The organism is Streptomyces sp. NPDC058195 (genome assembly GCF_042883525.1).
In the GTDB taxonomy this organism is placed as follows: domain Bacteria; phylum Actinomycetota; class Actinomycetes; order Streptomycetales; family Streptomycetaceae; genus Streptomyces.
The window spans coordinates 425525-440438 of the sequence record NZ_JBHVVM010000001.1 but is presented as its reverse complement, the minus strand read 5'-3'; the positions used below and the strand labels follow the sequence as shown (position 1 = coordinate 440438).

At 71.9% G+C, this 14914-nt stretch carries 9 protein-coding genes; 1 reads left to right on the top strand and 8 read right to left on the bottom strand.

The window, feature by feature from the left end; translation table 11 throughout:
• Positions 1–103: 103 nt before the first annotated feature.
• Entirely contained in the window at positions 104–4135 is a 4032-nt protein-coding gene (locus tag ACFVWY_RS01965) for a PAS domain-containing protein (protein WP_389866199.1), read from the top strand.
• Positions 4136–4354: 219 nt separating this feature from the next.
• Here the strand turns inward: ACFVWY_RS01965 and ACFVWY_RS01960 are convergent, their stop codons facing one another.
• The 8 genes from ACFVWY_RS01960 to ACFVWY_RS01925 form a co-directional block, all read right to left on the bottom strand.
• Positions 4355–6004: a long-chain fatty acid--CoA ligase gene (locus tag ACFVWY_RS01960; RefSeq protein ID WP_389866197.1), complete on the bottom strand. Its 1650-nt coding sequence runs from the start codon at positions 6002–6004 to the stop codon at positions 4355–4357.
• A 233-nt stretch (positions 6005–6237) separates the two neighbouring features.
• Positions 6238–6852, bottom strand: coding sequence for a SigE family RNA polymerase sigma factor (locus ACFVWY_RS01955; RefSeq protein WP_389866195.1), 615 nt, complete (start codon positions 6850–6852; stop codon positions 6238–6240).
• A gap of 436 nt (positions 6853–7288) precedes the next feature.
• Complete coding sequence (locus tag ACFVWY_RS01950) at positions 7289–8455, bottom strand: lipid-transfer protein (protein ID WP_389866193.1); 1167 nt, start codon at positions 8453–8455, stop codon at positions 7289–7291.
• Entirely contained in the window at positions 8452–8904 is a 453-nt protein-coding gene (locus ACFVWY_RS01945) for a MaoC family dehydratase (protein ID WP_389866190.1), read from the bottom strand. Before ACFVWY_RS01945 ends, ACFVWY_RS01950 begins: the two co-directional genes overlap by 4 nt.
• A complete protein-coding gene (locus tag ACFVWY_RS01940) occupies positions 8901–9935 on the bottom strand; it encodes an acyl-CoA dehydrogenase family protein (protein WP_389866187.1) in 1035 nt (344 codons plus the stop codon). Before ACFVWY_RS01940 ends, ACFVWY_RS01945 begins: the two co-directional genes overlap by 4 nt.
• Before the next feature lies 1 nt (position 9936).
• On the bottom strand, positions 9937–10929 hold the full coding sequence (locus ACFVWY_RS01935) for a bifunctional MaoC family dehydratase N-terminal/OB-fold nucleic acid binding domain-containing protein (RefSeq protein WP_389866330.1): 993 nt from the start codon (positions 10927–10929) through the stop codon (positions 9937–9939).
• Between the two features lie 215 nt (positions 10930–11144).
• A complete protein-coding gene (locus ACFVWY_RS01930) occupies positions 11145–12356 on the bottom strand; it encodes an acyl-CoA dehydrogenase family protein (RefSeq protein ID WP_389866185.1) in 1212 nt (403 codons plus the stop codon).
• Between the two features lie 275 nt (positions 12357–12631).
• Positions 12632–14221 carry an ABC transporter substrate-binding protein gene (locus tag ACFVWY_RS01925; RefSeq protein ID WP_389866184.1) on the bottom strand — a complete coding sequence of 530 codons (1590 nt, stop codon included), beginning with the start codon at positions 14219–14221 and terminating at the stop codon, positions 12632–12634.
• Positions 14222–14914: the final 693 nt, after the last annotated feature.

Sequence of the window (14914 nt, the reverse complement as noted above, 5' to 3'; positions counted from 1 at the left end):
CCGCCTCGCTGCCTTTAGACTCCTTCAGTGACAGGCTGCGGCCCGAGGGGCAAGATGGGGCCCGCTGTCAGCAAGGTGCGGTATTCAGGGAGGAAGCGTCGTCGTGAGCAGCAGGCCATCCCGAGGCGCTGCTCGCCTCGCAGCCATACTCGATGCACTCCCTGACGGGCTGCTGCTCGTCAACTGCAACGGCACGGTCGTCAACGCCAACACCATCGCGCTCGAAATGTTCGAGACGCCGGGCACCGCGCTCGTCGGGCGCGGGCTCCTGGATCTGCTGCCGGAGTTCGACTCCAAGCTGATCCCCGGTTCGATGCGGCGGCCCGAGGAGGCGGACGAGCGGGGCCGTACGAAGCCGACCCGGATGACCGCCCGGCGGACCGACGGCGCCGAGTACCCCGCCGAGGTCACCAGCGCCAGCCTGGAGGACGGGCAGGCCGCGTACACCGACTTCCAGAGCGGGTACGGCGGCGGGTACACCGGTGACGAGCTGCTGATGCTCGTCGTGCGGGATCTGTCGGGCACCGTGGACACCGAGGCCGAACTGGCCCGTTCGCAGCGGCAGACCGAGATGATCCTGCGGGCCGCGGCCGAAGGCGTGGTCGGCACGGACACGGACGGCCGGGTCGTGCTGGTCAACCCCGCCGCCGCGCAGATCCTCGGTTTCCGGGCCAGCGACCTGGGCGGCAAGGAACTGCATCCGCTGATCCTGCACTCGCGGGGGGAGGGCGAGCCGTTCCCGTACGAGGAGTCGCCGCTCGCCGACACCTTGCGCTCCGGGCGCAAGCACCGGGTGCGCGGCCAGGTCCTGTGGTCCAAGAGCGGCGCGCAGGTGCCGGTCGACCTGACCACCGCGCCGGTCCGCGACGGCGACCAGCTGGTGGGCGCCGTCATGACGTTCACCGACCGCAGGCCGTACGAGGAGCTCGCCGAGCGCCACGGTGACGAGCTCGCCGAGCTGACCGCGAACCACGCCGCCGAGCTGGCCGAGCTGACGGAGCGGCACAGCGCGGAACTGGCCGACCGGACCGAGCGGTACGCGGCCGAGCTGGAGGCCCAGAGCGACCGGCTGACGGCGCTGACCGCCCGGCACGGCCAGCTCACCGCCGTGCTCGGCGAGTCGCTGCGTGGCCCGCTGGAGGAGTTGCGCGGCGAACTCGCCACGCTCGCCGCGGACCCGGCGGGCCAGCTGTGGCCCGAGGCGAACCAGATCCTGCACCATCTGGCCGCGGGCTACGCCCGGATGACCACCCTGGTCGACAACGTGCTCGGCTACCAGCGCCTCGACGCCGGTTCCGAGCAGCTGGTCAAGACGAACGTGCTGCTCGACTCGGTCGTGACGGCCGGAATTGACGCGGCCGTCGAGCTGATCGGCCCCGGGCGCGCGCAGTTCGCCGTGCACGCGCCGCCGATCGAGGCCGAGGTCGACGCGGGGCGGCTGGTGACCGCGCTCGCCCATCTGGTGGCGGACGTCGCCGGGGTCGACTCGACGGGCAAGGCCCGGGTGGTGCCCGGCGGCGGGTACGTCGACTCCACGGTCGTCGTCGCGGCGGCGCAACGCGGCGAGGTCGTACGCATCGAGGTGCGCGGTCCGTACGCCGGGGGCGACCCGGTGCACGAGCCGATCGTGCGCGGGATCGTGCGGGCGCACGGTGGCGTGCTCCAGACGCATGAGGTGCCAGGGATGAGCGGCAGCGCGTATGTGCTGGAGGTGCCGCTGGGTTCGGGGTCGGGGACCGTGGCAGCCCCCGCGGCCGGACAGCTGCCCGCGGCCGAGCAGTTGCCCGCGGCTGGCTCCGGGGCCGGTCCCGACTCTCTTTCCGAGTTTGTTTCCGGCGCCGTTTCCGAGTCCGCTTCCGAATCTGTTGCCGAGTCCGTTTCCGAGGGCGCGCAGGTGTCCGTTGCCGCGCCCGGCCCGGAGCCGGAGGCCGCGGGGCAGCAGCCGGGAAGCGGGCGGCGGCGGGCGCGCCGGTCGTCCACGGACGCGTTCCTGGAGAGCCCGGTGGGTGGTCCCGCTCCGGGCACCGCGCCGGGGGGCGACCGGGCGGCGGCCGAGCCGACCGGTCGGCGGCGGGCACGTCGCGAGCCCGCCCAGGACGAGCAGGCGCTCCAGACGTCGGCGGGGGCGCAGGACACCCAGGGCGGTTCAGGGCGTCGGCGGGGACGGCCGAGCCCGGCCGAGGCCGGGGCTCAGGCCGGTGCGCCGGTCGGTGCGCCGGTCGGTGCGCAGTCGGCTCCGGGTGCTCAGCACGTGCAGTCGCAGGCAGCCGGGCAGGCGCTGGCGCTGCCCGCCGCCGCCTCGGCACCCGCCCCGTCCGAGGGCTCCGTGGTGACGGCGGCGGAGGGCGCGCAGGGCAATGCCCGGCCGCAGCTCGGTCGGACCGTACCGCCGCAGGGTGTTCCGGTGGACGGACAGGTTCCGGTGCCCGCGGGCGGCCCGCGGGCGCCGCAGGGCGCCGAGGGCCAGCTGGCCCTGCCCGCTGCCCCGTCTGCGCCCTCCTCGGTTCCCACGACCGCCCCCGTTCCGGCGGCCGAGACCGAGACGCCCGCGCGGTTCGCCGACGGCTCCGTACCGCAGGCACCTCAAGCACCCCAGACAGCGCAGGGGCCCCAGGCACCTCAGGGGCGGCGGGCCCGGCGGGCGCTCGCCGCCGACCGGGAGCGGGCTGCCCAGGCCGAGCCCACCGGGCCGCGTACCGCGTTCGCCCTGCCGCCCGCGGAGGCCGACCGGGCCCCCGTCACGGCCGGTGACGCGGACGCCTCGCTGCCCGGCCGCCACGACGCCGCGCGCACCGCGCCCGACGAGGACCACACACCGCCGCAGGCGCACCCCGTGCCGGCCGCGCCGACCGGCCGCCGCCGGGCCCGTACCGCCGCCCCCGCCGAGACGTCCTCCGCACCCGGCAAGGGCGCGGAGCAGCCGTCGTCCGCCGGACCGACCGCGCATGCCACCGGCACCGCGCCCGTCGCGGCCCCCGAGTCCGCGGAGGGCCATCCGCAGGGTGCCGCGCCGGTGCCGGACGCCCGTCGGCAGCCGCTGCCCGCGGAGGCCCTGATGCCGGGCGTGTCCCCGGACTCGACGCAGGGACGCGCGTTCAGCGTGCGGACGCTCGGGCAGGGTGTGCCCTTCGCCCAGCACATCGCGCACCAGCAGAACCAGACGCTCGGCGGTGCCGGGCGGCGCCGCAAGCTCGCCGCCCCGCCCGAGGACGAACGTGCCGGGACGGCCGCCCCGTCGGCGCCCGTGCCGTCCGTCCCGGGGCAGCTGCGTCCCGTGCCGGAGGCCGAGGGGCGGTCGTACGCGATAGGGGCGCCTGACGAGGGCGCCGAGGGTCCGGAGCCGCTGGACGGTCCGGGCGGCGCCGTCGAGGTCGCCAACCGTCCCTCGCCGCAGCCGGTCGACGACGAGCTGCCCCCGGAGCCGCTGGACAACCCGCGTCGGCTGCTGGTCTGGCCCGCGCCCGACGTCTCCACCCAGCAGGCGCTGAGCGACCGCGGCTACCGGCCGGTGATCGTGCACTCGCGCGAGGAGGTGGACGCCCAGATCGCGGCGTTCCCCGCCGCGCTCTTCGTCGATCCGCTGACCGGCCCCATCACCCGCAAGGCCCTCCAGTCGCTGCGCCAGGCGGCGGTGGCGGCGGAGGTCCCCGTGCTGGTGACGGCCGGTCTGGGGCAGGCCTCGCGGGAGGCGGCGTACGGGGCCGACCCGGCCGTGCTCCTCAAGGCGCTCGCCCCGCGCGACAGCGAGCAGCATCCGCCGCGGGTGCTGCTGATCGAGGAGCACGAGGAGATCGCGCTCGCGCTGACGGAGACCCTGGAGCGCCGCGGCATGCAGGTGGCGCGGGCGGCCACGGACAGCGAGGCCGTGTCGCTCGCCGGCCGGACGCGGCCCAACCTGGTGGTGATGGACCTGATGCAGGTGCGCCGCCGCCGGGCCGGGATCATCGACTGGCTGCGCGCGAACGGCCAGTTGAACCGCACTCCGCTGGTCGTCTACACCTCCGCCGACATGACCGGGGCGGAGCTGCCGAAGCTCAGCTCGGGCGAGACGGTCCTCTTCCTGGCCGAGCGGTCCACGAGCGAAGAGGTCCAGTCCCGCATCGTCGATCTGCTCGCGAAGATCGGCACGAACTGACGGGCCGGACGGACTGACCGGACGTACGGACAGGCTGACTGACGGGCTGACTGACGGGCTGGCTGACCGGACGGACTGACTGACGGGCTGACGGGCCGGGCGCACGAACTGCCCGGATGTACGGGCCGGAGGGACAGGCCGGGACGGGCGGGCCCGGAACGAACGGACGCGAGGGCGGTACGGGAGACTCCCGTACCGCCCTCGTCGCTTCAGGACGCGTCAGAGCTGGGTGACGTCCAGCTCACCCTCCGCGTACTGCCTGCGGATCACCTTCTTGTCGAACTTGCCGACGCTGGTCTTGGGCACGGACGGGATGATCGTCCAGCGCTCCGGCAACTGCCACTTGGCGACGCCGGACGCGGCGAGGAAATCTCTCAGCACGGCGTAGTCGACGCCCACGCCGTCCTTGAGGACCACGGTCGCCAGCGGGCGCTCGCCCCACTTCTCGTCCGGGACGGCGACGACCGCCGCCTCGGCCACATCGGGGTGCGCCATCAGCACGTTCTCCAGTTCGACGCTGGAGATCCACTCACCACCGGACTTGATGACGTCCTTGGCCCGGTCGGTGAGCGTGAGGAAGCCGTCCTCGCTGATCACCCCGACATCGCCCGTCTTCAGCCAGCCGTCCGCGCTGAACTTGTCCTCGGGCCGCAGCGGTTCGCCGTCCGGGCCGCCGTGGTAGGCACCGGCGATCCAGTTGCCCCGCACCTCCAGCTCACCGGCCGACGCGTTGTCCCACGGCAGGTGCTCGCCGCCGGGGCCGACCAGCCGCGCCTCGACACCGGCCGGGAAACGGCCCTGGGTGACGCGGTAGGGCCATTCCTCCTCGGCGGTCAGCCCGGCGGGCGGGTGGGCCATCGTGCCGAGCGGCGAGGTCTCCGTCATGCCCCAGGCGTGGCAGAGCCGGACGCCCAGCTTGTCGTACGCCTCCATGAGGGAGGGCGGGCAGGCGGCGCCGCCGATGGTGACACGGGCCATGGAGGTCAGGTCGCGGGGGCGGGCGGTGACCTCGGCGAGCAGCCCCTGCCAGATGGTGGGGACGGCGGCGGCGTGGGTCGGCCGCTCGCGCTCGATCATCTCGGCGAGCGGGGCGGGCTGGAGGAACCGGTCCGGCATGAGCATGTTGACGCCGGACATGAACGTGGCATGCGGCAGACCCCACGCGTTTACGTGGAACTGGGGCACGACCACCAGCGTCGTGTCCTGGTCGGTCAGGCCCATCGACTCGGCCATGTTGACCTGCATGGAGTGCAGGTAGATGGAGCGGTGGGAGTAGACGACGCCCTTGGGGTCGCCGGTGGTGCCGGAGGTGTAGCAGAGCGCGGCGGCCTGGCGTTCGTCCAGCTCGGGCCAGTCGTAGTGGGTGGGACGCCCGGCGATCAGCTCCTCGTAGTCGTGCACCCGGGGCACCGCCCCGTCGAGGAGGGAGCGGTCGCCCGGACCGGCGACGATGACGTGCTCGACCGAGGGCAGCTGGGGCAGGAGCGGGGCGATCAGCGGCAGCAGGGAGCCGTTGACGATGACGACCTTGTCGTCGGCGTGACCGACGATCCAGACCAGCTGCTCGGCCGGGAGCCGGAGGTTGAGCGTGTGCAGCACCGCGCCCATGGAGGGGATCGCGAGGTACGCCTCGACGTGTTCGGCGTTGTTCCACATCAGCGTCGCGACCCGCTGGTCGGCGTCGATGCCGAGCTCGTCGTGGAGCGCGTGTGCGAGCTGGGTCGCCCGTCGGCCGATCTCGGCAAAGCTGCGGCGCTGCGGTTCGGATGCGCCAGTCCAGGTCGTGACCTGGGACTTCCCGTGAATGGTCATCCCGTGGTTGAGAATGCGGGTGACAGTCAGCGGTACGTCCTGCATGGTGCTCAGCACGGCGTCCTCCCGGTGGGCGCTACGCGGCAGTAAGGTTGGCCTGATTCTGCTCACATACCACTCGGTATGTCACTACTTCCGGGAGTACGAATCGGTTTCGTTCGAGTCTTTCGCTCGACGAGACAACCGGTGGGCAACCGGTGGGCGGCCGGTGGGAACAGTGGGACAGCTGGTGGAAACCGTGGGGTATCCGGTGGAAAGCTGCGGACAGCCGGTGGAGCTCCCCGAACGGATCACCGCACCGGAGTCAGCTCCGGGTCCTCCCTGAGCTTGCCGAGCGCCCTGGAGACCGCGCTCTTCACGGTGCCGACGGACACCCCGAGCACCTCGGCCGTCTGGGCCTCGCTCAGGTCCTCGTAGTAGCGCAGCACCACCATCGCGCGCTGCCGGTCCGGCAGCTTGAGCACGGCGCGCCACATCGCGTCGCGCAGCGACTGGTGCTCGGCCGGGTCGGGGCCCTGGGCGGCCTCCTGCTCGGGCAGCTCATCGCAGGCGAACTCGTCGATCTTGCGCTTGCGCCACTGCGAGGTCCGGGTGTTCAGCAGGGCCCGGCGGACGTAGCCGTCGAGCGCCCGGTGGTCCTCGATCCGCTCCCAGGCGACGTAGGTCTTGGTGAGCGCGGTCTGCAGCAGGTCCTCGGCGTCGCTCGGGTTGGCGGTGAGCGAACGCGCGGCGCGCAGCAGCACCGGCCCTCGCGCCCGGACGAAGGAGGTGAACGACGGATACGGGGCGTACGGGGCCCGCGTGGCGTATGCGGCCCGTGCGGTGCGCGGCCCCTGCCCGGGGTACGGCGGGCGCCCGGTGGTGACGGCTCCCCCGGAGCCGCCCGTGCAGACTGGCGTGGTCATGCCTTCCACGCTAGGAGCGGGTGCCGCTACGGGGATCGGCCCCAGGTCCCGAAAGCGCGTCCGCCTCAGGGCGTAGGGGTAGGGCCAGCTCCACCTCCTGTAGGTGGAGTCGTCGTCCGCCCGGCTCAGGGGGCGCGCCAGGCCCGGCGATCCCTCCAGGGGGTGTCCGGCACCAGGCCGGGCACCCCGCCGGAGCGGGCCCGCGGACCACCGGGCGTAGGCCCCGCTGGCCACCGGAGCAGGCGGGGCGATCAGGCCCGAGCCAAGGAGCTGGCTGGGCGATCAGGCCCTCACCGGCAAGCGGGCGAGGCTATCAGCAGCCCGTACCGGCAAGCGGGCGGAGCGACCAGCAACCCGTACCAACGAGCAGGCGGGGCGACCAGCAACCCGTACCGGCAAGCAGGCCGAGCGACCAGCAACCCGTACCCAGTGGCGGTCAGCCGTCCCTGCCGAGGATCAGGCCCGAGGTGGGAACGCCGGTGCCCGCGGTGACCAAGGTCCTCGCGGCGCCCGGCACCTGGTTCACCGACGACCCGCGGATCTGCCGGACCGCCTCCGCGATGCCGTTCATCCCGTGCAGGTACGCCTCCCCCAGCTGCCCCCCGTGCGTGTTCAGGGGCAGCGCGTCGGCCGCGACGAAGTCCGCCGCCTCGCCCGGCCCGCAGAAGCCGAACTCCTCCAGCTGCATCAGGACGAACGGGGTGAAGTGGTCGTAGAGGATGCCCACGTCGATCTCGGAGGGGACGAGACCGGAGGTGCGCCACAGCTGCCGGGCGACCACGCCCATCTCCGGCAGGCCGGTCAGGTCGTCGCGGTAGAAGCTGGTCATCTGCTCCTGCGCCCGCCCGGCGCCCTGTGCGGCCGCCACGATCACGGCGGGCGGGCGGCGCAGGTCCCGGGCCCGTTCGGTGCTGGTGACGACGATCGCCTGCCCGCCGTCGGTCTCCTGGCAGCAGTCCAGCAGCCGCAGCGGTTCGACGATCCACCGCGAGGCGGCGTGGTCGGCCAGGGTGATCGGCTTTCCGTAGAAGTACGCGGCCGGGTTCCGGGCGGCGTGGCGCCGGTCGGTGACCGCGACGTGGCCGAAGACCTCCGGCGTCAGCCCGTAGGCGTGCAGATAGCGCTGGGCGGCCATGGCGACCCAGGAGGCCGGGGTGAGCAGCCCGAAGGGGAGGTTCCAGCCGAGCGCGGCGCCTTCGGCGGTGGGCTCCCGCTGCTGCACGCCGGAGCCGAAACGGCGCCCGGAGCGTTCGTTGAACGCGCGGTAGCAGACCACGACGTCAGCCACCCCGCTCGCCACGGCCATCGCCGCCTGCTGCACGGTGGCGCAGGCCGCGCCACCGCCGTAGTGGACGCGGGAGAAGAACGACAGTTCGCCGATCCCGGCCGCCTGGGCGACGGTGATCTCCGGGCTGGTGTCCATGGTGAAGGTGACCAGCCCGTCCACGTCGGCGGGGGTCAGCCCGGCATCGTCCAGGGCGGCCCGGACCGCCTCGACGGCCAGCTTCAGCTCGCTGCGCCCGGAGTCCTTGGAGAACTCGGTCGCGCCGATCCCCACGACGGCGGCCCGGCCGCCCAGCCGGTCGGCCCCGCGCACGCTCATGCCGCCTCCCGCCCGTCGTCCGCGTGGACGCCGCTCGCGTCCTCCGTCGCGTTCTCCGTTGCGTTCTCCGTCGCGTTCACCGTCACGGTGCCGGTGACATGGCGGCCGATGCCGTTGGTCCCGACGACGGCGATCTCGGCCGTCCCGTCGCCCCCGACCGCGGTGACCGTGCCGCTCAGGACCATGGTGTCGCCGGGATAGTTGGGCGCGCCCAGCCGGATGGCGACCCGGCGGAGCACGGCTCCGGGACCGAGCCGGTCGGTGACGTACCGGCCGACCAGGCCGTTGGTCGTCAGGATGTTCATGAAGATGTCCGGGGAGCCCTTCTCCCGGGCGAGTTCCGCGTCGTGGTGCACGTCCTGGTAGTCGCGGGAGGCGATCGCGCCCGCCACGATCAGGGTGCGGGTCACCGCGATCTCCAGCGGCGCCAGCTCATCACCGGCCTTCACTCCATGCCCTCCTTCACCAGCGACTCACCGAGTTCCTGAAGCACTTCGCCGCCGCAGCCCAGATAGGCGTCGAGCTGCCGGCCCCAGAGGAAGTGGCGGTGCACGGGATGGTCGAGGTCCGCGCCGGTGCCGCCGTGCAGATGCTGTCCGGCGTGCACCACCCGTTTGCCCGCCTCCGACGCCCACCAGGCCGCGGTCAGCGCCCGGTGCGCGTACGGCAGTCCCGCGTCGTGGCGCCAGGCCGCCTCGTACGCGGTGACCCGGATCGCCTCGGTGTCCATATGGGCGTCGGCGGCCCGCAGCAGCACCCCCTGCTTGGTCGCGAGCGGGCGCCCGAACTGCTCCCGGGTGTTCACATGGGCCACGGCACGGGCCAGCGAGCCGGCGCACACCCCCGTCTGCAGCCCGGCGAACGCCGTCCGGCCCACGGCCAGGACCGCCGCGTACGCCCCGGCGCCGCCGAGCCGCTCCCCCACCGCCCCGTCCAGCACCAGCCGCGCCGCCGACCACGGCGCGGTGGTCTCCACCGGCTCGGCCAGCACCCCGGGCCCCCCGGTCCGTACGAGCCACAGCCGCCGCTCCCGGTCCGGTACGAGCACGAGCGACGCGTCCCGCAGCCACGGTACGTACGGCACGCTCCCGCTCAGCCGCCCGTCGCCGTCGGACCGTACGCCGCCGCGCTCCGGGAAGGCCCCGGTGGCGACGGCGGTACCGTCGCGGAGCACGGGCAACAGCCGCTCCCGCTGCTCCGCGCTGCCGTGTCCGGCGACCGCCAGCAGCCCGTAGACGCAGCTCGCCGCGAGCGGCACCTGCGCCGTCGTACGCCCCTGCTCCTCCAGCAGCAGCACCAGGCCGAGCAGCCCGATCTCCTCGACGGCCGCGATCAGTCCGGCCGCGCACAGTTCCTTCCACAGCTCGGCGTCCGTGCCGGTGCCCGCCACCGCCAGCCGTTCGGGCGTCGACAGGTCTCCGAAGATCCGGGCGGCCAGCCTCCGGGCCTCGGCCTGCTCCTCGGTGGGTGCGAAATCCATCTCAGCCCTCGTCTCCCCGGAACACCGGAAGCTCCAGCTCCGGGTCCGTACGCAGGAATGCGAGCCGCACCGGCATGCCGATGCGGACCTTGTCGTACGGCACCCCGACGACGTTGCTGACCATCCGCACCCCTTCGGCCAGCTCGATCAGCGCCACCGCGTACGGACCGCCCTCACCGTCGGGGGCGAAGGCGGGGAACGACGGATGGTGCATCACCACATGGCTGTGGACGGTGCCCTCGCCGCTCGCCTCGACCGTGTCCCACGCCTGGCCGCCACAGGCGTTGCAGCCGGGCAGCCAGGGGAAGCGGAGCGTCCCGCAGTCACCGCACCGCTGGATCAGCAGCCGGTGTTCGGCCACGCCCTGCCAGAAACCGGCGTTGTCCCGGTTGATCACCGGCCGGGGACGCGGATGTACGCGTTCGTCCTGTGGCTGCGCTCGTCGCTTCGGATGCGGACGCGGACGCGGATGGGACGTCGGGTGCGCTTGCGGGCTCGGGCTCAAGCTCGGACTCGGCTTCGGTCTGGCCGCCGGTGCGTACTTGAGGATGCGGAAGCGGTGCGTCCCCGCCAGCTCCCCGTCCGCCCGGACGTCCATGCGCGTGGTGACGAAGTAGCCGGTCCCCAGCCTGGTCGTCTTCCGCTCCGAGACGCCTTCGATGACCGCGTCGAAGGTGATCCGGTCGCCGGGCCGCAGTGGCCTCAGGTACTCCTGCTCGCAGTCGGTCGCGACCACCGAGGTGCACCCGGCCCCGTCGAGCAGCCCGAACAGCTCCTCGTACGCCGCCGACCGGTCGGTGTGCCCCGACAGGCCGCCCATCGTCCACGCCTGGAGCATCGTCGGCGGAGCGACCGCGTCCGGCCCCGCGTACGCCGGGCTGTCATCGCCCATCGCCTCGCACCAGTGCCTGATCATCGGCTCGTTGACCGGGTCCTTGCCGGTTCCCGCGGTCGCCGCGGGCCGCCCCTCGAACGCCTTGAGCCGCCGGTACAGCTCGTCCTGCCCCTGGTTCCCCGTGCCTTTCCCGTTCCCCGCGGCTTCCTGGCTCTCCGGAACGCCCGGATTCCCTCCGGCTTCCTGGTCCCCCGGAGTGCCTGGATTCCCTCCGCCCTCCTGGTCCCCCGGAGTGCCTGGATTCCCTCTGCCTTCCTGGTTCCTCAGGTTCCCCCGGCCCCCCAGGCCCTCCTGGCTTCCTTCCCTCACCACTGTCACCGCCTGCCCCTCGTCAAGCCGAGCCGCATCGTCGCGACGATCTCCCGCTGCACCTCGCTCACCCCGCCGCCGAAGGTGTTGATCTGGGCCGCCCGGTTCATCCGTTCCAGCTCCCCGTCCCCGAACGCCCCCGGCGAACCGCCCCTCAGCAGGCCCGCCTCCCCGGTGATCTCCTGGCACATCCGGTACACCTCCACGGCGCTCTCGGTCCCCGCGAACTTCACCCCGCTCGCCTCGCCCGGGGCCGGTGAACCCGCCCCGACCTCCGCCACCAGCCGCCAGTTGAGCAGCCGGGTCGCCGCCAGCCGGGCGTACGCCTCGGCCAGCCGGGCCCGCACCCACGGCTCGTCGGCCGGGCGCCGACCGGTCCCGGGGTCCGGGGTACGGGCGTGGGCGAGCGCCGCACCGTAGAAGTCCTCGGCCTGCATCCCGATCGCCGCGAGCGCCACCCGCTCGTGGTTCAGCTGGTTGGTGATCAGCCCCCAGCCGCCGTTCTCCGGCCCGACGAGGTGGGTGGCGGGCACCCGGATTCCGTCGTAGTAGGTGGCCGTCGTGGTCAGCCCGCCCACCGTCTCGATGGGGGTCCAGGAGAAGCCCGGGGCGTCGGTCGGCACGAGCACGATCGAGATGCCCCGGTGCTTGGGCGCCTCGGGATCGGTGCGGCAGGCCAGCCAGATCCAGTCGGCGTTCTGGGCGTTGCTGGTGAAGATCTTCTGTCCGTCGATCACCCAGTGACCGCCATCAGCGGGACCGTCGCCGTCGGCGCCGCCCCCTCCCTCACGTACCGCCCTGGTGCGCATCGAGGCGAGGTCCGTACCGGCCTCCGGCTCGCTGTAGCCGATCGCGAAGACCAGCTCACCGCGGAGGATCCTGGGCAGGAAGTACGCCTTCTGCTCCTCGGTCCCGTACTTCATCAGCGTCGGACCGACGGTGTTGAGCGTGACCATCGAGACGGGCGCGCCCGCCCGGTACGCCTCGTCGAAGAAGATGAACTGCTCGTCGGCGCCGCGCCCCTGGCCGCCGTACTCGACCGGCCAGCCGAGCCCGAGCATCCCGTCGGCCCCGATCCTGCGCAGCACCCGCCGCTGTTCGGCGGGGTCCGCGTCCCCCGGGGCCGCGCCCGGGGCCCTCGCGGGCATCACCTCGCTGAAGTACGTGCGGAGTTCGGCGCGCAGCCGCAGCTGGCGCTCCGTCTGGGCGAGGTGCACGGCAGCTGCCTCCCGGACACGGTGCTTGCGGATCAGGGTTTCTGACTGTCCGTCAGATTCACTGCCCCTGTCAAGGTCACCGGCAGCCGCCGGGTCCGGAAACGCGAAACGGCCCGCGCGAGGCGCCGAAGCACCCCGCGCGGGCCGTTACGCACATCCCGGGCCGTTGCGCGCATCCCGGGTCGCTTCACGCACCCCCGGGCCGTTTCACGCACCCCCGGGCCGTTTCACGTTCCCCAGGGCCGGACTATCCGGGCGCGGCGCCCGGACACGGCCTATCCCGCCGTACTGAGCTCCCAGAACCGGAAGACCGTCGATGTATCCAGGCAGTTCTGCAATCCCCGGACGTTGTCCTTGGCGACCGCGTACTGCTTCCCCTGCCAGAGCGGCAGGAGCGGCAGATCCCGGGCCACGGCGTCCTGGAGCTTGATGAACGGCTGCCGCGTGCTGGAACGGTCGGTCATCGACGAGGTCTGCGGGATGATCCGCGCGGTGATGTCAGTGTTGTCGTAATTGTTCGACAGAACGTTGCCGTCGCCGAAGAACGGCTGGGTGAAGTTGTCGGGGTCGGGATAGTCAGGAACCCATCCCTTGACGTAGACACCGTATTTACCCTCGGCGATGCCCTTCTCGTACTCGTCGTACGGAACGGACCTCATATTGGCGTCAAAGAGCCCACTGGCGTTCAGCTGGTCCGCGATGGTCTGGAATTCATCATCGGTGGCCGGACCGTACCGGCTGGGCGTGGACCAGAGGACGAGCCGCACCTTCTCGGTGATTCCGGCGTCCCGCAGGACGTTCTTCGCCTTCTGCGGCTGCGGCTTGTCTCCGTAGGTGTTGAAGAAGGAGTTGCCGTGCCCGGTGATCCCGACCGGGACGATCGAGTAGAGCGGGGTCGCCGTGGACTGATACACCTTGCTGACCAGGGCGTATCGGTCGATGAGGTAGGCGATGGCCTTACGTACGGCGAGCTTGCCGACCACCGGGTCCTCGACGTTGAAGACCATGTGCTGCACTTCCGCACTGCTGCCCTGGACGACGTCGAGGCCGTCCTTCTCGGCGGAGGGCGATGTGTCCAGAGCGGCTATCGTCTTGGCGGTGAGACCGCGGTACGCGATATCGACATCGCCCTTCTCCACGGCCGACTTGAGCGCATTCTGGTCGCCCCGGAAAAGCTTCATCGTGACGCCGGAGTTCTTCACATCGGCGGTACCCTGATACCCCGAGTAGACCGAGAAGTCGGCCTGCGACTTGTCTATGGAATCCAGCTTGTACGGGCCGGAACCCACCATTTTGCCGCCCTTGAGCAGACCGTTCTTGGGATATACCTGGCGGTCCACGATCGACCCGGCTCCCGAGGCTATCTTGCTGGGGAAGGTCGCGTCGGGCACCTTGAGGCGGAATACGACGGTCTTGTCGTCCGGGGTGCTGATCGAGGCGATCGTGGAGAGCAGCGGCGCCGGACCCGCCGGGTCGTTGATCTTGATGGCCCGGTCGAAGGAGTACTTGACGTCTGCCGAGGTGAGGTTGTGGCCGTTGCTGAACTTCAGCCCGTCGCGCAGCGTGCAGGTGTACGTCTTGCTGCCATCGGCGAACCCGCACTCGTCGGCCGCCTCCGGCACCGGGGTGGAGCCCCCGGGCGGGAAGCTCAGCAGGGACTGGAAGACGTTGTTGAAGAGGAGCCAGGAACCAGGGTCGTATCCGGCGGCCGGGTCCGTGGACAGGATGTCGTCGGACATGCCGACCACCATCCGGTCCTTGCTCTCGAACGGCCAGATCTGGTCCTCGGAGCCGCAGCCCGCCAGCAGCACCGCCACCAGTCCACCGGAGATCAACGCGGCCGACCGCCTCGTACGAACCTTCACAGAACGCGCCTCATACTCTCGGCCGGGAGCGTGGGGCCCCGGACAACCGGATCAGGTCAGAACCACTGCGAACGTCGCGACCATCCAGCCCTGTCAGCCCGGCCGGGTGCGGCGGTACGGGTGGACAGCCTGCCCGGACATGGTGTTCACCAGGATTCTTTGCAGTGACCAGCTGCCGAATGACAGCTGATGAACGATGGGATGCAGAACGTGATCGGTCTCGTGGTGCTTTGACAATCTAGTAGGAGGGGGCGTGATCTGATGCCACATCTAGCGACAAGACCGATCACCCTCGGCCGACACCACGACCATAGTTGGCTGATATCGAACGGTCCCCGCCGCACCCCTTGCTCCTCCACGTCCCCCACATCGCTGGTCAGCGAACGGCCCACGATTAAACGTGATATGGGACTCTCCGCAGCAGCGCGACGACGGTCCCCACTCCGTCCGGAATCCTTCCCTCCCGCGCTCCCGCCCGACCCGGCACCACATTCCATGAAACAGCGGGCTATCAGCCCATCCCGCAACCCTCACCAGCGGCAACGCCGCACAGCCACCTCACAGCTCCGGTACGGACGTGGTCATGGCCAGGTTCACCCCGGGACCGGACGGACACGCCTCCGCCAGCCGCACGGGGCCTCCCGGACCGTCCCCGGAGCGAAGGACTGGACCAAGGCCCTCACGGCAATCCGC

What these genes read in the sequence shown, in the direction of transcription:
- ACFVWY_RS01955 (WP_389866195.1), bottom strand. Translation starts at nt 6,852, where the DNA reads ATGACCACGCCAGTCTGCACGGGCGGCTCCGGGGGAGCCGTCACCACC.
- ACFVWY_RS01950 (WP_389866193.1), bottom strand. Translation starts at nt 8,455, where the DNA reads ATGAGCGTGCGCGGGGCCGACCGGCTGGGCGGCCGGGCCGCCGTCGTG.
- ACFVWY_RS01940 (WP_389866187.1), bottom strand. Translation starts at nt 9,935, where the DNA reads ATGGATTTCGCACCCACCGAGGAGCAGGCCGAGGCCCGGAGGCTGGCC.